The organism is Bacteroidales bacterium (assembly GCA_031275285.1).
Classification (GTDB): domain Bacteria; phylum Bacteroidota; class Bacteroidia; order Bacteroidales; family UBA4181; genus JAIRLS01.
In genome coordinates, this window is the sequence record JAISOY010000129.1 from 18,890 (window position 1) to 39,962 (window position 21,073).

The 21,073-nt window shown below is 43.4% G+C and carries 13 protein-coding genes; 11 read left to right on the forward strand and 2 right to left on the reverse strand.

Going from position 1 to position 21,073, the window contains the following annotated elements; all coding sequences use genetic code 11:
- Positions 1-61 precede the first annotated feature (61 nt).
- Both LBQ60_13475 and LBQ60_13480 read left to right on the forward strand, forming a co-directional pair.
- The gene (locus tag LBQ60_13475; GenBank protein MDR2038927.1) at positions 62-1,075 is read left to right on the forward strand and encodes a histidine kinase; all 1,014 of its coding nucleotides are present in this window, start codon (positions 62-64) and stop codon (positions 1,073-1,075) included.
- A gap of 70 nt (positions 1,076-1,145) precedes the next feature.
- On the forward strand, positions 1,146-1,901 hold the full coding sequence (locus LBQ60_13480) for a LytTR family DNA-binding domain-containing protein (GenBank protein MDR2038928.1): 756 nt from the start codon (positions 1,146-1,148) through the stop codon (positions 1,899-1,901).
- 268 nt (positions 1,902-2,169) lie between these two features.
- Here the strand turns inward: LBQ60_13480 and LBQ60_13485 are convergent, their stop codons facing one another.
- Both LBQ60_13485 and LBQ60_13490 read right to left on the reverse strand, forming a co-directional pair.
- On the reverse strand, positions 2,170-3,852 hold the full coding sequence (locus tag LBQ60_13485) for a hypothetical protein (protein MDR2038929.1): 1,683 nt from the start codon (positions 3,850-3,852) through the stop codon (positions 2,170-2,172).
- Positions 3,849-4,220 carry a BlaI/MecI/CopY family transcriptional regulator gene (locus tag LBQ60_13490; GenBank protein MDR2038930.1) on the reverse strand — a complete coding sequence of 124 codons (372 nt, stop codon included), beginning with the start codon at positions 4,218-4,220 and terminating at the stop codon, positions 3,849-3,851. The genes LBQ60_13485 and LBQ60_13490 overlap by 4 nt, the downstream gene beginning before the upstream one ends.
- A gap of 325 nt (positions 4,221-4,545) precedes the next feature.
- Here LBQ60_13490 and LBQ60_13495 point away from each other — a divergent pair, with 325 nt between their 5' ends.
- From LBQ60_13495 to LBQ60_13535, 9 genes are all read left to right on the forward strand, one after another.
- Complete coding sequence (locus tag LBQ60_13495; protein ID MDR2038931.1) at positions 4,546-8,052, forward strand: bifunctional proline dehydrogenase/L-glutamate gamma-semialdehyde dehydrogenase; 3,507 nt, start codon at positions 4,546-4,548, stop codon at positions 8,050-8,052.
- Positions 8,053-8,517: 465 nt separating this feature from the next.
- Positions 8,518-9,813 carry a PQQ-like beta-propeller repeat protein gene (locus tag LBQ60_13500; GenBank protein MDR2038932.1) on the forward strand — a complete coding sequence of 432 codons (1,296 nt, stop codon included), beginning with the start codon at positions 8,518-8,520 and terminating at the stop codon, positions 9,811-9,813.
- 760 nt (positions 9,814-10,573) lie between these two features.
- Complete coding sequence (locus tag LBQ60_13505) at positions 10,574-13,522, forward strand: hypothetical protein (protein MDR2038933.1); 2,949 nt, start codon at positions 10,574-10,576, stop codon at positions 13,520-13,522.
- Positions 13,523-13,549: 27 nt separating this feature from the next.
- Positions 13,550-15,262, forward strand: coding sequence for a hypothetical protein (locus tag LBQ60_13510; protein ID MDR2038934.1), 1,713 nt, complete (start codon positions 13,550-13,552; stop codon positions 15,260-15,262).
- A 48-nt stretch (positions 15,263-15,310) separates the two neighbouring features.
- Positions 15,311-15,889 carry a DUF3575 domain-containing protein gene (locus LBQ60_13515; GenBank protein ID MDR2038935.1) on the forward strand — a complete coding sequence of 193 codons (579 nt, stop codon included), beginning with the start codon at positions 15,311-15,313 and terminating at the stop codon, positions 15,887-15,889.
- Positions 15,890-15,900: 11 nt separating this feature from the next.
- On the forward strand, positions 15,901-17,391 hold the full coding sequence (locus LBQ60_13520; GenBank protein ID MDR2038936.1) for a DUF3868 domain-containing protein: 1,491 nt from the start codon (positions 15,901-15,903) through the stop codon (positions 17,389-17,391).
- Positions 17,392-17,418: 27 nt separating this feature from the next.
- Positions 17,419-19,038, forward strand: coding sequence for an Mfa1 family fimbria major subunit (locus LBQ60_13525; protein ID MDR2038937.1), 1,620 nt, complete (start codon positions 17,419-17,421; stop codon positions 19,036-19,038).
- Positions 19,039-19,105: 67 nt separating this feature from the next.
- Positions 19,106-20,077, forward strand: a complete 972-nt coding sequence (locus tag LBQ60_13530; GenBank protein MDR2038938.1) for a FimB/Mfa2 family fimbrial subunit — start codon at positions 19,106-19,108, stop codon at positions 20,075-20,077.
- An 84-nt stretch (positions 20,078-20,161) separates the two neighbouring features.
- Positions 20,162-21,073, forward strand: a 912-nt coding sequence (locus LBQ60_13535; GenBank protein MDR2038939.1) for a Clostripain family protein, incomplete at its 3' end; no start/stop codon positions are given.

Sequence of the window (21,073 nt, forward strand, 5' to 3'; positions counted from 1 at the left end):
AATTTAAAATTCAATATTTAAAATTCGGAATTTTGAACTTTGAATCTCTAAATTTAAAACAATGAATCTATTATATAAATACAGTTCTTTTAAGCTTTTCCTGATCAGTATGCTCGGAGCTGTGTTTATTACCTATCCCAATATTGCAAGCCTTCCATGGGAACTGAGTTTTCTGGATGAATCCAAACATTCTTCACATATCCTGTTCTTTATTGCCAGATATATATTCTTTTCCGTGTTGATCTGGATCCTGATAAGGTATAACCTGTATAAAATAAAAACACCCCTTTTCCAGAAACGGCTGCTATACACTTTTCTGATCGCAGCTGTCGCTTATCTGATTTATATCGGGATATCTTTTCTGATAAGATTTAAATCAGATTGCTTCACAGGTACCTTACTTTTCCAGTTCTTTGTTGCCTGGATTTTCTGTACGTTTGCAGGATATGTATCCGTGTTATCGTCTGAAAAAAGGAGAAAGGAGCAGGAGATAGAACAACTGAAGATCGAAAACCTGCAAAGCCAGTGCGATGCGCTTGCCAACCAGATCAATCCCCATTTTTTCTTTAACTCGCTGAACAGTCTGGCCGCTTTGGTGCGGAAAAACGACAATAAAAACACCCTTTTATTCCTGAACAAATTGTCGGACGTATTCCGCTACACCCTTCAAAGCGATAAAAAAAGCCTCGTAACCCTGAAAGAAGAACTGGACTTCATGCAGGCTTTCCGCTATATGCTTGAAGTACGTTTTGCCAATAAGTTGGTTTTCGATATCGATATCAACCAGGAGAGTATGGAGTTGAAATTACCGGTACTTTCGCTGCTTCCTGTTATTGATAATATAGTTGTACACAACACTATAGATAGTGAGCATATAATGACCATCACGATCCGGATCAATGAACAAGCAGAGCTGGTGGTATCCAATCCCATTTATCCTAAACTGACCCCGCCCGATACCAACGGAACAGGGATCAGGAATCTGGAAAACCGTTTTTCCCTATTGATGGACAAGCAGGTCAGGATTGAAAATAATACGAAAATATTTCGGATATTTATGCCTTTGAAAACATAAAAATTCAAGATTCAAAATTCCGAATTTAAAATTTTGAATTCGGAATTTTGAATCTTGAACTTTAAAAAATATGAAAGTACTGATTGTTGAAGATGAAACGGTAGCATATGAAAGTCTGGCAGATATTCTTTTGGAGATCGATCCGGATATCGAAATTGCAGGCAATACGGAAGGAGTAAGCCAAACCGTCAAGTGGCTGCAAAACAACCCGCTTCCCGACCTTATATTAATGGATATCCATCTCTCCGACGGATCGGCATTTTCCATATTCGATTACATCAATGTGGAAACCCCGATCATATTCACAACAGCTTATGACGAATATGCCATCGACGCTTTTAAGGTGAACAGTGTCGACTATCTTCTCAAACCCATTAAATCAGAAGAGCTGGAACGTGCCCTGGAAAAGTTCGGCAAATGGACAAGGACGGAAATCTCCCAGTACCTGTCGAGAATAACGCAAATGGCGCCGGGTCAAAAATACAGGGATAAATTACTGATTCCCCACAAAGACCAGTACCTACCGGTTAGTTTGACAAATATTTCCTGTTTTTACAATACGGACAAAAATACGCGGGTATTCCTGAAGGATGGCAGCAACTATGCTTATTCGAAATCGCTGGACCAGATCATGCTATCCTTAAATCCTGCCGACTTTATCCGGGCAAACAAACAATTTATCATTGCAAGGGACAGCGTAAAAAAGATAACAATATGGATCGACAGGCGCCTGCTTATTATACTTGATGTGGAAACACCGGAAAGGATCTATATCAGTAAAAACAAAGCATCCGAGTTTAAAGCATGGATTGTGAATGATATCTGATTCCTTCAAATGTTTCTATCGATCCGTAAAGTCCGCTGCTGCATAGTATTTATATAGTTGAAAGTTAATAATTTAAAATTGAGACAAAGCGCAGTAATCTTTTTAACTATACATTCCGGATAATGTGGTTGATCGATAATAATATTACCCATCAACCACACATCATATTCCTGCCATCGGGGTCTTTTTACCAGATTATAAAGAAAATAGTATTGAAAGAATAAATGAAATGCTCTCCGGTTCCATTATTTTTGTGAACCACTACCAGTTAACTACAATTACAATCTCCGGCTTTATCAACACCTGATTCCTTATTTCGATGGTACGATAAAGGGGATGATCCGCCGTTTCTAATTCTCGACGAAGAACTATACCCTTCATTTTCTGTATTCTTCATTACCTTAATTGAAGCTTCCTTCCATCCCCGGGAAGAACCATGATTTTTACTTACAAATACATAATCATCATTCTTTTGTTCCATCACAAAACGAATATCTGGTCTTATTTCCAATAATTTACCTATTGAAACAGGTTGCTCAAACACTTGCCTGCTAAACTTTTTGAACCCATCTTCCGTCCAGAAATCAACCCGGTAATTAAAATCATTTTCGCCTTTAGACAAGCTGCTTACATGGTAAGCGAAAAAATCGGTTCTTTTGTGGGCATTAAGGACGCTTTTATCTACCTCTACACCATCAATCCTGATATGGCAGTTTTTATCTATTTTCCATCCGTCATAATTTAATTTATTCGGGGGATAAGCCTTCCTGTTATCATAATAATGCAACGCTTCTCCAAAGCGGATTTTCTGTTCTTTTTGTTGATCCCAGTCCATTTGTACATATATCGTATATAATCGAATCCAGTCCTCTTCCTGTAATTGAGCTGTTTTCCAATACAATTTGTCGGATTCATCCGAATTTCCTGAGATGGATTTTTCAATATATTTGTCCACAATTGTTTGGTATTCAGTCACTAATTCGGGTGAAACGCCATTCCCCCGGGTTATTACCTGTTCAAAATCAATAACCGTTTCTGTATCCGGCTTAGTACTTTTGTTTGAAAATGTACAGCTTGCAATGATAAATATGGGTATCAATGCACTGATGATACACCAAGCCCTTTTCTTCGATGTAATTCTTGTCATCATAACGATTCTTTTTTGGGTGAGCAAATAATTAAAATTTGAAACTATATGTATACGATTGTTTTGCGAGATTTGATGGATCAAAATGTTTTGATATGCGGGAACAACTTCAATATCGTTCTGTATGACCGCATTATCGGCAAGAAATTCGTGATTCTGTCTGATTTTGTTTCTGTAGAGATAAAATATGGGGTTAAACCATCCGAAAGCGATCAATAATTCGACAAATACAATATCCCATGAATGTCGCTGGTGGACATGCGTCCATTCGTGCAATATGATCTCGTCGGCTATTCGTCCGTTGACATAATCTTCCCTGTTAATGAAAATGTATCGCCCGAAACTATGGGGAACTGATTTTTTATTTATCAGGACGATTTTTGCGCCATAATAATCTATCGAAGCATTTTTCCGTCCGAGTACAATTATCTGCCTGCAATTTTTTAATAACCGAAACAGAAAAAGCGAGGTGATCAATATGTAAACCGACAGAAACAACCGGGAATAATTAATGGACGATATCACCGGCTTCTCTTCTGCCTGGACAATCGGTTCAATAAAAAAAGTCTGACTTTCAACTATTTCAACTACATTACCAATTCCAACAGATAATGTACTAATGTTTTCAGTCGTCGTCGGCAGGTTTATGGTTAAGTCGGTCAGCGGCACAACCATGGAAAAGATGATGCTGATCAATAAGTATACCCGCTTGAAACCATGCATGTTTTCCCTTTCGAGCAACAGTGCATAAATTGCGTAAAGCAACAATGCACAGAGGGTCATCTTTAATAAATACGCAATCATTTTTTCCTCTTATTAATTTCTATTTCGACAATATTTTTCAAATCCTCCAATTCTTTTTCAGACATATTTCCGGCAGTTGTGAAAAAAGAAGCAAATTGCAAAGCCGAATTTCCAAAGAATTTTTTGACAATATTGTTCATATATTTACTGAAGTACTCATCTTTTGTAACTAACGGATAATATTGCCGTGAGTTCCCAAAAAGTCGGTATGCAATTGCACCCTTGTCCTGTAGTCTTTTCAGAAGTGTGGCTAAAGTGGTGGATGCGGGTTTCGGATCCGGATAGTGTTCCATGATGTCCTTCATAAAAGCGGTTTCGCATTCCCAGATGAATTCCATCAATTGTTCTTCAGCTTGTGATAATTTCATATTCTACATTGTTATACTTTGTTCGACAAATGTAGAATAAAAATTTTTAATATGATACTTTTTTAAGAAAAAAATAGAATTTAACCATTTTTCATTCAAAACATAAAATGTATCAAAATGTTATAAAGCGAAGAAATATAGGCTATTATAATTTGACGTTTCTTTCCGAAGAAAGAAATATTTCGCGATGGAAATCCTACCCGGACGGTTAATGTTCCGTGTCCCGCTTGAAAAAAGAAATAAGGCTTCAGAAAACCTGATAAAAATCAGTTATTGGCAGGGGCTCTTTTGTTACATTGCAATATTAAAAAACAACCATACAACAATGAAAGAGGTCACTACCAATGATGTTCGTGAATGGGCAAAGAAATTCTTAGTAATCAGCGAAAAGGAATTAACATTTGACGAACTGAAAGAACAGAAAAAATATGCTGTGCTGGTACAACATCCTAACGACAAGGTGTTATTGTCGAAAATGCTTGACGAATCATCACAAATACGCAGTAACCGTAAATTATCACGACGAGTGAAATTATTGATAGAACGCTATGGTGTACCGGAATTTTTCCCGAAATCAGATGCTTTTTTATTGAAACTATTCACCTGGATCGGTTATCGTTTTCCGGCCATTGCCATGCCTATCTTTAAAAAACGGCTACGGATGGACACCAAGAAAATAATCATAAAAGAGGAACGGCCGGCGCTGGATAAGCATCTGGACTCACGTCGCAAAGAACAGATCGGGCAGAATGTGAACCTGCTGGGAGAAGTTGTGCTCGGCAATGCAGAAGCCGATCACCGTTATTACCATTATTTGGAAGCCCTGAAAGATCCCAGGATCAATTATATCTCTATCAAGATTTCTGGTATCTATGCGCAGCTACACCCGTTGAATCATGCACAAAGCAAGGAAGAACTCTGCCGTCGTATCGCTGCCATATACCAACAGGCCATCGATTATCCCTATACTGACGAACAGGGCATAAGCCGTCCTAAATTCGTGAATCTCGATATGGAGGAGTATAAAGACACAGAATTAACATTGGAAGTATTTCTTACGGTAATGGGTATGCCTCAGTTCAAAAACTATACATCAGGAATTGTAATACAGGCCTATCTACCCGATGCATGGCTGTTACAGACAGCATTACTCGACTTTGCCCGGCAACGTATAGCCGAAGGAGGTGCTCCGATTAAAATGCGTCTGGTAAAAGGCGCCAATTTATCTATGGAAACCATTATATCTTCACTCCGGGGATGGGAAAACCCTGTTTTTCCTACGAAAGTGGAAGTAGATGCCAATTATCTGCTCATTCTCGACCGTGCACTGTTACCTGAAAACGCAGCAGCTGTTCATGTGGGTGTGGCTTCACACAACTTTTTCACCATAGGGTATGCTTACCTGCTTAGTCAGGAAAACGGCGTGGAAAAATATGTGGATTTTGAGATGCTCGAAGGTATGGCCAATCATTTACCACGAGTGATGAAATCGCTCGGGAAACAGGTGATCCTGTATACACCTGTTGTAAAAGATGAGCATTTCCTGAACGCAGTGTCATATCTGGTGCGTCGTTTGGATGAAAATACAGGTAAAGATAATTTCCTGAGTTATGCATTCAATCTGAAAGTCGACTCGGAACACTGGAAATTTTTATATGACCAGTTTCTGCAGGCATACGCGCTTAAGGATACGATCAAACCCGAACCTACAAGAAAACAGAATCGTAATCTGCCTCCACTTCCCGTAACGGAAACGGATACTTTCCATAATGAACCCGACACGGATTTTGATTTGCACAATAACCGTAACTGGGCGGATTCTATACGCCACAAGTGGAAAAAAAGTAAGGAAGATACACCTTATGTGATCCCTGTACAAGTGGGCGGTAAAGAAATCTTTGTTGGAAAGAAACGCCCGTATATGGATCGCAGCCAGGATGACGAAGTATGTGTTTGCGAAGTACACCTGTCTGATCTGGAACAGATGAAAAATATCGTTGATATTGCTGATACTGATGCGCCCGGCTGGCGTAAAACCACACTGGAAGAACGCAACAAATTATTGAATCGTGTGGCTGATCACCTTTGTGCAGCACGTGGCGACCTTATTGGCTGTATGTCGGCCATCACAGGCAAGACCTTCACGGAAGGAGACGTTGAAGTGTCTGAAGCAGTCGATTTTTGTCGTTTCTATCCCATCAGCATGAAACATTTTGACGGATTGGAAACTATCCGTTGTACACCTAAAGGAGTAATCCTGGTTATTCCGCCGTGGAATTTTCCACTTGCCATACCTGTCGGTGGTGTCGCTTCGGCGTTGGCCTGCGGAAACAGCGTGATACTAAAACCGGCGACAGTAGCTTTCCCCATTGCATGGGAGTTTGCCAAATGTTTCTGGGCTGCCGGGGTACCGAAAGAAACCCTGCAAGTGGTGTGTTGCGACGGTCGTGACCCCCTCAATTATCTCACTGCTCATCCGGTCATTAAGCATGTGATCCTTACCGGTGGAACAGATACGGCTTTCCGCCTGTTGGCAAATAATCCCCGTTGTCCGCTTTCTGCCGAAACAGGGGGTAAGAACGCTATTATCCTTACCGGTAGCGGAGACCGTGATCATGCGATACTAAATGTAGTTGCATCAGCATTCGGTAATTCCGGACAAAAGTGTTCGGCTTGCTCACTATTGCTGGTGGAAAAAGAAATATACAACGATCCCGAGTTCGCATCCAAATTAAAAGATGCCGTTACCAGTATGCAAACAGGTAGCGTGTGGGAACCGAACCATATCATCGGTCCCATGGTCGATAACCATAATGAAAAACTATTACATGCCATCGAACATCTGGAACCGGGTGAATCATGGCTGGTAGCACCTGAATTTATGGACAATAAGAAATATATTCTGAAACCCTGCGTAAAATGGGGAGTTCGTCCGGAAAGCTATACCTTTCGTACCGAATTGTTCGGACCGCTATTGGCCGTAGTATGTATCGATAACTTACAACAAGGTATTGAATATGTCAATGCTACCGGATACGGTCTCACTTCGGGACTTCAGACACTGGATGAAACCGAACGCGAATTATGGCGCAACAGCATTGAGGCAGGTAATCTCTATATCAATCGTGGAATCACAGGTGCTATTGTCAATCGTCAACCTTTTGGCGGAATGAAATTATCGGCTTTTGGCGGAGGTATCAAAGCAGGGGGACCAAATTATGTATCCTGCTTTCTGGATATTGAAGAAAACCAGCTGCCCGAAGCAGGTAAACCCGATACTGAGTTTGCTGCATTCGCAGCACTACTTGATGGCCCTGACAAAACACGATTTGAGTCTGCCGTCAGTAGCTACAGGCGAAACCTGGAATTGGAATTTTCACAGGAAAGAGATGTGAATCACATTATTGGGGAAGAAAATATGTTCCGCTATTTACCTTTGAAAAACTGTGTTTTACGTATTAAAACATCTGATCGGCTATGTGATTCATTAATGATCGTCACAGCCTCATGCTTGGCACAGACTCCTATAACAATAAGTGTTGCGGATGATGACCCGAAATACGGCGTCTTACAACAACTTGCAGGAAAAAATGACAGGTTATCTGTTGTTACTGAAGATGAAGCTTCATTCATCGGCCATATGGTAAAATATGAACGTATCCGGACGTGTAATCCCTACTTGTCTGATGCAATCTATAAAAAGGCTGCCGAACTGGGCAAATACATTGCCACTGCACCTCCGTTAGCAGAAGGAAGGGTGGAAATGCTCCATTATATGAAGGAACAAAGTATTACATTTGAATATCATCGGTACGGTAGCATCACGGAATAGGGATATCAAACAATACCATCCGGACAGTGTAAGGGGAGGTGTGTAGCATCATTTAACAATATCATGAATCGTTTGAGCTAAACTTTGAAAGTCCAGGGTTAAATGAAAATATAATCTTGAATTTTGATCCCGAACCGAGCTTGCGAGCTCATCAAAGATAAACTTTGAACTTTGATTATTTTCGTCTTTAACAGGTATTTTTCGTTTTCATACTTAGCCTTGCATGTATATCGAAAAATAATGCGATTTTTGTGTGATTTGCTGAAAGTTATTTTATAAATTTCGAATTTAAAATCCATATTAACTTCGTTGAGCCCTGCGGGGTTCAAGATCAATAACACTTTGAATATTAGTGAATTCAAATATAGATTTGTGTAATTGTGTTTTATAATCTATGTAAGGATATTATATACAAAATAAGATTACTGTAATTAACCAATTGAACCATTAAAAAACGGAAAGAACATGAAAACGAAAAGAAGAAATAAATCAGGTTTGTCATTGATTGCTATGTTAATTATGTTCGTAATTTCCGGAATGGAATCAGAAGCCCAGGACTGGCCGCAATGGCGGGGTCCGGACCGTGACGGTATATCGAAAGAAACCGGTTTAAACCTGGATTGGTCGGAAAGTAAACCACCGCTTTTATGGGTATTCAAACAGGCAGGTTCCGGATATTCCTCTCCGTCTATTGTCGGAACCACGCTTTATTGTCAGGGAGCTGCAGACGATAATGATTTTGCATTCGCCCTGGATACGAAAACCGGCAACCTGAAGTGGAAACAATCACTAGGAAAACTGTTCGTTATGGACCGGGGTAACGGTCCCCGCGGTACGGTTACGGTTGACGGCGATAAATTATATCTAATCCGTGGAGGCGGTCAATTGCACTGCCTTTCGGCTGCTGACGGCAAGTTGCTGTGGCAAAAGGATTTCAGGACTGATTTTGGCGGTAACATCATGTCAAATTCGGATTGGGGTTTCAGCGAGTCGCCGCTGGTAGACGGTGATCTCGTTATCTGCACCCCTGGTGGTGACGGAGGAACTATGATAGCGCTCAACAAAAATACAGGCGATTTAGTATGGAGATCTACGGAATGGAAAGATATGGGAGGTTACTCTTCCCCGATCGTAGCCGAAGTCGACGGGATCCGGCAGTATATCCAACTGGCGCGTAACGGCGTGGCAGGTATAGCGGCAAAAGACGGAAAATTATTGTGGAGCGCTAATGTCGGTGGTAACAGGACCGCTGCCATCCCGACACCCATCTATCATGACCATATGGTTTACGTTACTTCAGGGTACAACGCCGGCTGTGCCGGTCTCAGGCTTGCCAAAGATGGAGATAAATTCAATGTTGAGACCGTATACACCAACAGGAATATGTCCAACCATCACGGTGGCGTCGTTCTGGTGGGCGATCATATATACGGTTATTCGGATGGTCCGGGATGGGTGTGCCAGAATCTGGGGACAGGTGAAACAGTATGGAAACAGAGGATCAGCGAACCCGGTAAAGGCGCGGTAACCAGTATCGGCAGCCGCCTGCTCTGTCTTGACGAAAGAACCGGTTCACTCACTGTCGTATCTGCTACCCCGGACGGCTGGAAAGAGTTTGGCCGACTGGAAATACCGGAAAGATCCGAAGTGTCATCCATGGACAAAATGGTGTGGACTCATCCTGTTATCGCTAATGGCAAACTTTACATAAGGGATCATGATTTGCTGTTTTGTTTCGATTTAAAAAATAATGTTTTGTAGAGCGAAGAACAGGTATTGTTGTTGAATTGAAGATAAAGCAGATGATCTGTTATTTGAAGAACCGGACTCTGTTTTAAAAATGACTTTGAGTAAAGAACCTGAAACGAATTTACCCCTGGTATAATTCAGTTAATTTATTTATTATAAAATGTGTTATTGTCATATAAGACAATGATCTGGGTTTCTTATTTCAACTATCTACATCATTTTAATAAGAAATACACTGTCAGGAGTAAATATTTATTTTAACTATCTTTGAGGACTTCTATTTCAATAAAAATGATCGTAAAATGGCAATTACTAATGAAGAGCCGAAGTTTGTGAATCATAAGGAGATATTTGTCAGATCCATTGTTGAATGTAATGCATCGTAGTATTATAATGTCAACAATCTCGAACAAATATGGCCAGTCTTTGTTAACTTAAGAAGTTACCTTGACCTTTTTAATTATTAAGAAAAAAGAAAGAGTTAGCTTTGTGTAGTTAAGTGTTATAAAATCAGTATTTTATCATGATAAGAGGCTGAACACAGATTTAATAGAAAAGAAGAGTTGCCTTATTTGGATTTGAAGGCAAAGAATTGGCTCATGGGGATGATTTGATGATTTTCCTCAAAAGAGTTACACGGAACAAAAATCAGGATGACTTCTCAAACAAAAACTTTATATCACTTTTATTGTATCAACCAGAGATGATTGTTTTCTTGTATAAAATAATTTTTGTAAGGAAGAAATTTTTCTTTTCATATTTATTTGTTGTCATGTTATTTACACAATTTCATTCGTGTGATACCATCGATTACCAGACAACCAATGAAAATACCATACAAATCGTTATCAGGAATACGGGGTCGCCATCTACCCGTGCACACGGCAGCGGTTCTGACGACCTCGACCATGTAGTCAACCGCATCAGGATCCTGGCTTTCGACCCTGGTACCGGTCAGTGTGCAAGTAATGTACGTTATATGGCATCTGTGGGTGATGTCATTTACCATAAGATCAGGGGAGGTATCTATAATTTCGTTTTCCTGGCCAATGAACCGAATCTGACTGCTATTGCAAATGCACTGGAAAACGTTTCGAATTATTCGGACCTTGCCGGGATATCGCTTCCTGAATCGGTATTTTCCCAGACATCCCTTATTCCTTTTATTCAGCAAATCGATAATTTACAGGTATTGGGTGACGGTTCGGGCGCCATCATTGACGGAGGTACTGTTGTCTCGGTAATCCTGCTTGCACTTCAGCACATGGGAGTCCGGGTGGATGTTACGTTGGAAGCCACTGAAAATCTGGATAATTTATTCACAGGGGTAACTTTCAGTACGATACCCGACGTGGTACCATTGTCTCCTTCCACTGAAGTAACTTCCCGGAAAACCATACGGAAATTTACCGTTGCCGAAAATGCCGGCATGTTCTCCTCTCCGGCGCTCACACAGGAACAGACTGACCGGGGCATCGTTTGGGTGAAACAGGTTACAAGGGTCATCCTGCCATCCAATATTTTCACGCCTTTTTCGGATAAGAGCAAAGCGACTGTGATGACGGTCAACCTTCTGGACAAATACAATCCGTCGTGTGAACTGCGCGGAGGTGACGACGATTACACCCTTCCTTACGACCGCGCTCTACTGTGTGTCGGGGTAGTAAAAATGCCGCTGGAACTGAATATACAGACAACCCCGTGGAACGAGGAATACTACAATTGGGGCCTTCCTGTCAGGATTCTGAATGTATCCCGGTTCAACGCGGATATTACGGATTTCAACGGGGCGAGGATCACCTTTATATCCAATATGCCCGTGGTACGCGTTCTTCCCACAGCTTACCAGGGGGCTTCGGGTACCCAGACGATAAGGACCAACCTTGTTTTCAACAGTCTGGCCGACGAAACCGAAAATAATTACCGCAATCCGGTACCGGAAAGGCTCTATTACAGCTACGATGCTTCTACCGGGCTTGGAACCGGTTATATGGATCTTTTGGGCGATGGGGCCGAGGAGGATAGTCGGAGTATGGATCTTTCCGGCACTTACAGGATCATTCTTTCGGCTGAAAATACAGATAGAAGCAACGCATTACAACGCGAAATTACAGTAAACATCTCCCAGTCAGGAACTCGTTTCATGGATTACGGAGAAGATAGTGGTGTGGGTTATAATGGCGCGTTTTTCAGAAATGACCAGACCGGGGAGCGAATCATTACGATGCAAAATACCATCAATCGTTATGAAGATTGGGAGGGTAGTTATCAAAACTATTTGACCGAGTGGAGCGCAGAAATAATTGAGGGCGGTGATTTTATCGTTTTGAGCAGTACACCGAGTTTTGACCCCGCCGTCGGGACCGATAATCCAGGCAACGCGGAAGATTATCCGGTTACTCCGAATACTTACAAGGGCGAAACCGGCAAGAAGGTAACGGGTAAGGGCCGCATCTATTTCCGTATCGGCACCACAGGTAAAAATACGGGTTCACCACGATATGGTGTAGTAAGAATTTCCTGGCTGCGGTATGCATGGACTGATGTTACAACCGACATTTATGTCCGTCAGGGAGAGGAAGCCGATTATATTTATTCGCCTTCGGAACAGATTGCCGAGGGTATTCTATCTGGCCAATACAGAACCAATGCTAAAGCATTTTCTCCCTATAATCTAACAGCGGATGTGGGAAACAGTTATACCAAAGTCCAGAATCAGGACGGATACAGGGCAAAATTTACGGAATATCCGACACAGGCAGGTGCCTTTTTCCAGTGGGGAACCATCGACCGTTTACCTTATATTAACCGTACTGATGGCAATGGCCAATGGTTTTACAAGGCTTATACACCGGTAGCGTCTTATTCTCCCGCGTCGGTTGTGAAGACTTTCTGGGAAAACAATATATATGTCTGGCAGAATTGGAGTGCTGACTGGGTTTCAGTCGCCCAGGCACAGCGTAAGTTCGGATGGACCACACCCGGAACATCAGAAGAGCCTGTACAAACATTTGTACGCGAAAATTACTATGAAGTAAGTCCGGACGGATACCGCCGTCCCACTGACGGGGATACGGAGAATTACCTGAATGCCCGAAACGGTCCTTATCCGAATATGGTAATAAATAACGGCAGTGAAAATGTAAATTACGGTGGGCAGCCGGCAACGCGAGTGGATTACAGTTCGCAGATAAGCGGCTCGGAGTGGAGGGTATCATTGTTCAAAACACCTCGTGGTGGAAGTGGAACAAACCACTATAATGAAAACCCTTATACTGCAAACGATGGCGATTTGGTGTCGAACCCACCTGTTAATGTGACTGCAACAGTTATTACTGAAAAAACATATCCGGATATCCATGAAAACTGGGAATTCGGCTTTTACGCCGACGGATTTTTCGATAGACGTCCCATCAACAGGAATTTGTTAGGAGTATCGGTGAATAACGCCTATGCCGCATTCAGAGGAAACCTGTTCTATCATCCGGATAATAATAAATCTGTTTTCTTCCCCGCCCCGGGACGAAGGAATCTTGAGGATGGAACGATACAATATACTGGCGGTTCCGGTTATTATTGGTCCTCGACACCGGCACCCCCCTCCAGTGTGGACGTTTTCGACGGGATATGGGGAATAGAAATGAGGCATTTTTGTTATCCGATGCCATATGCACAAGCTTACGGTTTGTCCATCCGGCCTGTGAAAATAATAAATCCGTAACCATTGATCAGTAAGATAAAATTAACAATGAACATCGCATATACATACCGTAGACATAAAAATCTGATAAATACGATTTTTGTACTGTTGTTTGCGGCAGCTGTAGGCTATGGTTGTTCAAAGGAAACAAAATACGCAGATGATGATAAAACCGCTAATGTCAGCGTTACCCTCGAACTGTTCACTCGCGCAACAGGCTATGGTGAACCGGTAACCCGGACGGGTTATGCCGATGAGGATGGAATAGGAAGGACGCCATGGGTACTTGTATTCAGTGGAAACACGAATTCTGCTGTTTTTGTTGAAGCGGTACAGGCATTTGAAAACCCTGCCACATCGAAAATATACGTTGTACTGCAACCACAGGCAAGCGATTGCCAATTACTTATTCTGGCCAATACGCCGTCCGCCTTCTATATTAATGGCATAACCAATTATCCATTCGATGCCGATAACCTGAATACGCAACTAAAAGAAAAAACCCTCTCACAGGTCTGTGCTATGCTACTGACAGCACCGCTGTCAGCTTCCGAAACCAACATTCCCTATACCGGCCAACGGATCCCGATGAGCATTAATGTTCCGGTATCGGGCATCGACAATAATTTGATACTGGGAATATTAAACCTGAACCGTGCGGTAGCCAGAATGTTTGTAACGAATTCTGCTTCCAATTTTACTCTTCTTGGCATTAATTACATAGGTAATATTTCCCGGCAGGGACGTCTGCACCAGCTTTCCGGCGAACCACTAATGGATAACTCGTCGATTTTGGGTGTTTATTACGATCCTGCAAACGACATAGCGGCTGCCAATCCCAGTGAGGACAACTCTATGCAGGGGACATGGGCCAATCCTTTATATGTGTATGAAGCTCTTACCGCTTATGGAATATTCGTTATTATCCGTGGGGAGTATGAAGGTGTGACTTATTATTATAAAGCCGCCATATTGGATGGTTCCGGGAGTGCTATTCAGATCAATCGCCATACACATTATAATTTCACTATAACATCGGTCACCGGCCCCGGTTTCACAAGCCTGGCCAATGCCCTGGCTTCCAAGTCCCCATCTAACACAGTCAACTATACATTGACTGTTGTTGACCTTAATTCACATGAAATAATCGCCAACGGTGAATATTTTATGGCAGTAACAAATTCCCATTATGTGATCCATACTCCGGAGGGTACCGATGAAGAATATGTGGCTTTTACCATTACGAATAACTGTACACACGATTTTCCGAACGACAACCTGATATCTGTCGCTTCGGGCACAGGGTTGGAGATTACATCGACTCCAAAGATGCAGATTTCGCCAAATAGTTCTACGGTTGTGACTGACGATGTAACAATAAAAATGAGTACAGGGTTTACGAACGGGACCATTAGTATCATACTCGGTAACCTTAGTAAAGCCGTGACCATAGAGCGACGTGAGCGGATCGTCAGTACCGGAACAGTTGTATCGGACTTCGCTTCATCCCTTACCCCAGGTGGAAAATATACCTCGGCTTATGTGGCCGATCCGGCGAATACGTCCTGGCTGCAACTTTCGCCATTTAGCGACCGGGTACTCGAATCTTACGAAGATATATACGTGGACAGCGGTGATATTTTTCTGCATGTGGGAGCGAATGGTACTGGTTCGGTCCGTAAGAACGGAATTGTGTATGTGAACACTGCAGCCGATGTTGCTTCGCTGAAACGCATCAAATTTGAAGTAGAACAGGAATAGAAGATAAAGACAATGTTATATATGGTCAGAAAAATTATTTTGTTCGCAATGCTGCTTGCCGGAATAGTCGTTCCGAATGCTTCGGCACAGAAGATAGCCGTCAAAAGTAATCTTCTGGATGTTGCGGTGGGAACACTGAACCTCGGGATGGAATTCGGACTGACGCCTAAATGGACACTGAATGTGCCTCTCAGCGTAAATCCGTGGAGATTCGGTAGCGGCGCACGCTATTGCCATTGGGGGGCGCAGCCTGAAGTACGGTTTTGGTTCAGCAAGGGCTCTACGCGGTTCAGCCAGAATTTTACTCGGTTCAACCGGGCTTTCGTAGGGGGGCATCTACATTTTGCCAGTTACAACTTCGGCAATTGGCCTGACTGGGTAGTGGCCAGCGACAATATGAAGCAGTCCCGCTATCAGGGTTATCTATTCGGCGGCGGTATTTCGGTGGGGTATTCATGGATATTGAAAAGACGCTGGAGTATAGAGGTTTCGACCGGGTTGGGATATACCCGTGTCCATTATGAAAAATACCCTTGTAGTGAGTGCGGGTCAAAACTGAAGGAGTCGGGTAAAAATTATTTCGGGCCTACCAAAGCCTCCGTTTCATTGCTTTATATGATTAAATAAACGTAAATCGTATGAAAAACTTCATTATACCGATCATTTCCATATTGCTTCTGTGTAGGCCGGGTATCTGTGGGGTTATCATGCAGACCAAGCCTTACAAGGGGTATGTAACTATTGAGCCTGTCCTTATGGAGCAGCGGTACGGCAAACTTCGTCTCGAACTGGACATCGTTCTGAAAAACTTCGAACTGAAATCGACCGAAAACATCACTTTAACACCGGTTCTGGTTGGAGGAGAAAAGAAAACAAGGTTACCTGAGGTTGAGTTGAAAGGACGTGATGAGTATCTGCTTTACGAACGTGAGCTCGCACTTATGAGCGCAGCAGACCGGAAAAAGTTCCATCAGCCGTATATGGTGGAACAGATCAGGCGTAAAAGAAGCGGTGTCCTGAATTATCATTACGAATTGGAATACGAGTCCTGGATGGCGGATGCTGTGGTAGAATTTGATATGGCTTCCGGAGGACAGACTTTTGCCACAGAGCGTCCCGTTATCGGCACGGTTAGTGATCCTACCGGTACAGTCAATGTCGCACCTGTTGGATATAAAGTGGTCCCGCATCCGGCTTATGTGCGTTCCGAAGTGGGAGAGGGGAAACAGCATGCGGTTGAAGTAGAGGTCTTCCTCGATTTCGGAGCCAATGAGACAGGGATAAGGGAGGATTATAAGAACAATACTGCCGAACTGGCGAAAATACACCGTATGATCAGTGAGATCAGGGGGAATCCGAATATCAGGGTGAACAGTCTGTCTATTATCGGCTATGCTTCTCCTGAAGGTACACTGGCCAGTAATAAGATCGTTTCAGAACGCCGTGCGAATGCGCTGAAAGACTATCTGGTTGCACAATACGATTTCCCATTATCACTCTACCATATCGCATTCGGCGGGGAAAATTGGGACGGTCTGGTTGAAGCGCTCGGCAATATAAAGATGCAATATAAGGATGAAGTATTGGATATTATTGATCGGGTCTCCATAGAAGAAGGCCGGGAAACGCGGCTGATGGAACTCCATGACGGAAAGCCCTACCGCTATATGTTGGAACATATTTTTCCAGGTCTGCGTGTAGCCACCTGCAAGGTTGAATACAGCATCCGAAATTTTGAACTGGAAGAGGCGCGTGAGATCATCAAAACCCGTCCGCGGGAACTCAACCTTAACGAGATGTTTCTGGTGGCCAACTCCTATCCGGAAGGTTCGCCGGAGTTCGTGGACGTATTCGAAACGGCAGTAAGGATGTATCCGCAGAGCGAAGTCGCGAACCTGAATGCGGCTACATCGGCCCTTATGCGCAACGACCTGATCTATGCCCGGAGGTATCTGGACAGGGTAGATCCGGAGCTATATCCGGCGGAATACAATAATACGATGGGCCTGATCTTCCTGCTTGAAGAAGATTTCGGCAAAGCGGAGGAATACCTTGGCAAGGCGGCCGGACACGGCCTTAAAGCAGCCCGTTTGAATCTTGAAGAATTGAAAAAAGTGAAAAGCAATTAATATAATTAACCATTTAATTTTAATCATATGAAAAATCAAGTTTTTTTAACCCTGGCCTTTTTCGGGTTACTGTTTGCTTCCTGCAACAAGGATACCGAGAACGACACCGATAATGATATTGCGACGAGCCTTGAGGGCGATGCATGGATCTCGTTGAGTATCAACTCGACATCCAACAATACCCGCGCCCTGAATGGTGAGATAACCGGTACCCCGGCTGAAACCACCATCGGTACTGTCCGTGCTATTTTCTTCGATACTGGTCTGGAAGTAACTGCGGATGTGCCTCTCACAGCACAGGCTGGTAATATTGGCCAACCTACGGGTACTCCCGGTGATGCATTTAAAGTTCCCGCCACATCAGCACATGTCCTTATCGTGGCCAATCCGCCCGCATCATTCGGCGTAAGGAGTGAAGGGGATTTATTTTCAGCCGTCAACACGGCGCTTACCGATGCGGCCAGCGTGGTTGCGGCAGACGATAAATTCATGATGTCCAATGCTAAAGGCGATCTGGAACCTACCGATAATAGCACCGGCGCCCTGGAAACATTGACGCTCTACACCAATGCCACCGCAGCCAAGAACAATGCCCTGTCCATCAATATAGACCGTGTAGTGGCAAAAGTCAGGGTCAATATTTCGAACATCAATACAGCCGCAATTGTCGACGGTACAGGTTGGGTGCTGAACGTGACAAATAAGAAATTCTTTCCTGTTTCGAAGAGGGCGAAAACCTATCTGGAAGGAACAGCAAGAGGTTGTATTACACCGTACGACCAGTATAAGATCGGTTCGTACCGCGTAGACCCGAACTATGACAATACCAATATCGGGGTATGGTCGACCGCCGACTATGCATTGAACTATAATTATTACCTCGAAAGTTCTGCTCCTGCAGCCGGGGACTGGAAAGTTTCCGGTGGGTCGGACTATTGTCACGAAAATACACAGGAGAAGACTTACAATATGCACGCTTATACGACACAGTTGTTGGTGAAGACTAATTTCGCCCCAGCTAGTTTCGTTAATCCTGGCAGTACTGCTGCTGAAACTAATGCTTCAGCAACCATCGACTGGATGCGTATCAACAACGGTTTCTATAGCTTCACTACGTTGAAAAACTGGATCGAGGATGAACTTACCGGCAAATATTCCGGCGGTGCTCCGGATAGCCATACCACGCCTATATCGACTACTGTGAATGCATACCTGGCATCCATATCTTCAACTGTGTCGATCCCGTTGCCGACGGCAGCAGAATATGCCGATCCGCCATACAGCAATACTGTAGCTAATGTTATTGATGCTTTCAATACGGATTGGGCAACCATCCAGGCAGATATTGTGGCTGCCGGCGCTGCATCATCCAATGGATTCGTGTTCTACAACGGCGGTTTGAACTACTATAAGGTCATGATCAAACATGACAATAGCGATGCCGACGATGTAGTCAATGAGTTCGGAGAGTTCGGCGTAGTACGCAACTCTGTTTACGATGTCAATATTACTGCGTTCAACAATCCCGGATATCCGACCATTCCTGCCCCGGATCCGAATGCCCCGGACGAAGACGAAAAAGTATGGCTTTCTGTGCAGATCAATGTTAACCCGTGGACCTGGTACACTCAAAATGAGATACTGTAAATAATTAAAAACGGAGGGTAGCGCCTTCGCGCGCTCCTCCGTTTTAGATATTTTGATTTTGCCTGTAATGAAGATAAGAGATCTGATATACAAACTGGTTTTACTCTGCCTCGCAGTAAGTCTGTGGCCGCTCCACTCCTGCAACAGTTTCCGTGAATATTTACCGGAATGCCGTCTTTATGTGCAGTTTAGTTATGACCACAACATGCTTTCGGCAGATGTATTCCATAAGCAGGTAGATAAAGTAGAGTTGTATATTTTTGACACTGACGGTATATTTCTGTTCAAACAGACCGACGAAGGCGCTCTTCTCGCCAGGGAAGATTACCGGATGGAAGTATTTATCCCCACAGGGAGATACAGGTTCATCGTATGGGCCGGAGCGCATGATTCTTACGAGATAGCTTCGCTCATTCCGGGTACATCTGATATTGAAGAACTGAAATTGAAGCTGAAACGCAGCCAGAACCTCATTATAGATAAAGAACTGGAACCACTTTGGTACGGCGAGATCACCGATGTTGATTTTACAGGAAGAACCACCCAAACCGAGGTTGTCAGCCTTATTAAAGACACCAACAAACTCCGTTTTGTATTCCAGGGACAAACCCCTGCATGGACGATCAATGTGGACGACTATAGTTACCAGATACTCGAATCGAACGGATACCTCAACTATGACAATTCATTGCTCAGTGATGATATATTGAGTTACGAACCATATCATACAAAGCAGGAAAGTGCGCAGGCCGCTGCTGTAGAGCTGAATACCATGCGGTTGATGGCCGACCGGCAGACCCGCTTTGTCGTTACCCACAAGGCTACGGGTAATGTCGTGTTCGACATCGACCTGGTCTATTTCCTCCGGTTGACCGAAATGGAAATGTATAATACCTGGGATGAGCAGGAATATTTCGACCGCAAGGATGAATATGTGATTGTTTTCTTCTTCTCGGAACAGTCAGATCCCGATGGCCCATGGGTCGCTGTCCGGGTGAACATCAATACCTGGACATGGTACTTCCAGACGGAAGGATAAGTCCGGGCCTAAAATAAAAGACCTGCTTATGAAGCACTCATAGGCTAAAATAATGAGAGGTAATTATAAACAGATCATGTACGTATGAAAAAGGCGGTAATCCTGATGTTCATATATTCTCTGCTGACCGTTTCGTGTACAAAAGACGATGAACCGGAACCGCAGGAAACGGAACGGACCGTATTTATGTACCTGCCATGGTCAACGAACCTGGCCGCCCACTTTGCAAAAAACCTGACGGATCTTGAAACGGCTTTACAGGATAATATACTGAAAAATAACCGCTTGTTGGTGTTTTTATCCACATCGTCGACCGAAGCCATCATGTTTGAGATGGAATATAAAGACGGAAAGAACACCCGCACCACGCTGAAAGAGTATACCAACCCGGCTTTCACTACATCAACAGGAATTACCTCCATATTGAACGATGTTCGGTATTTTGCCCCGGCCAATCGCTATGCCATGATTATCGGCTCGCATGGGATGGCCTGGTTACCCGTGCAGCAGGAACAAAGCACATTAAAGCTGGGTAGGGAAAAGGACTACTGGGAATATGAGGGAGTTCCCGAAACCCGGTTTTTTGGAGGGACGACCCCTGAATACCAGACAGATATCACGACACTTGCCAGCGGTATTGCCGGTGCAGGGATAAAAATGGATTATATTCTTTTTGATGATTGCTATATGTCGTCCATCGAGGTAGCTTATGAACTGAAAGATGTGACCGACTATCTGATCGCATCGCCTACTGAAGTGATGGTGTATGGGTTCCCATATCATACAATCGGCCGTTATCTGGTAGGGAATGTCGATTTACTGGGAATATGTAATGGATTTTATGATTTTTACAAGGATTACCAATACCCTTACGGAACCATCGGTGTAACAGTGTGTGCCGAATTAGATGCCCTGGCGGCGGTGATGAAAGAGATGAACTCCAGATTCTCTTTCGATCCGGCCCTGTTGAGTGAAGTTCAACGGATGGACGGTTAC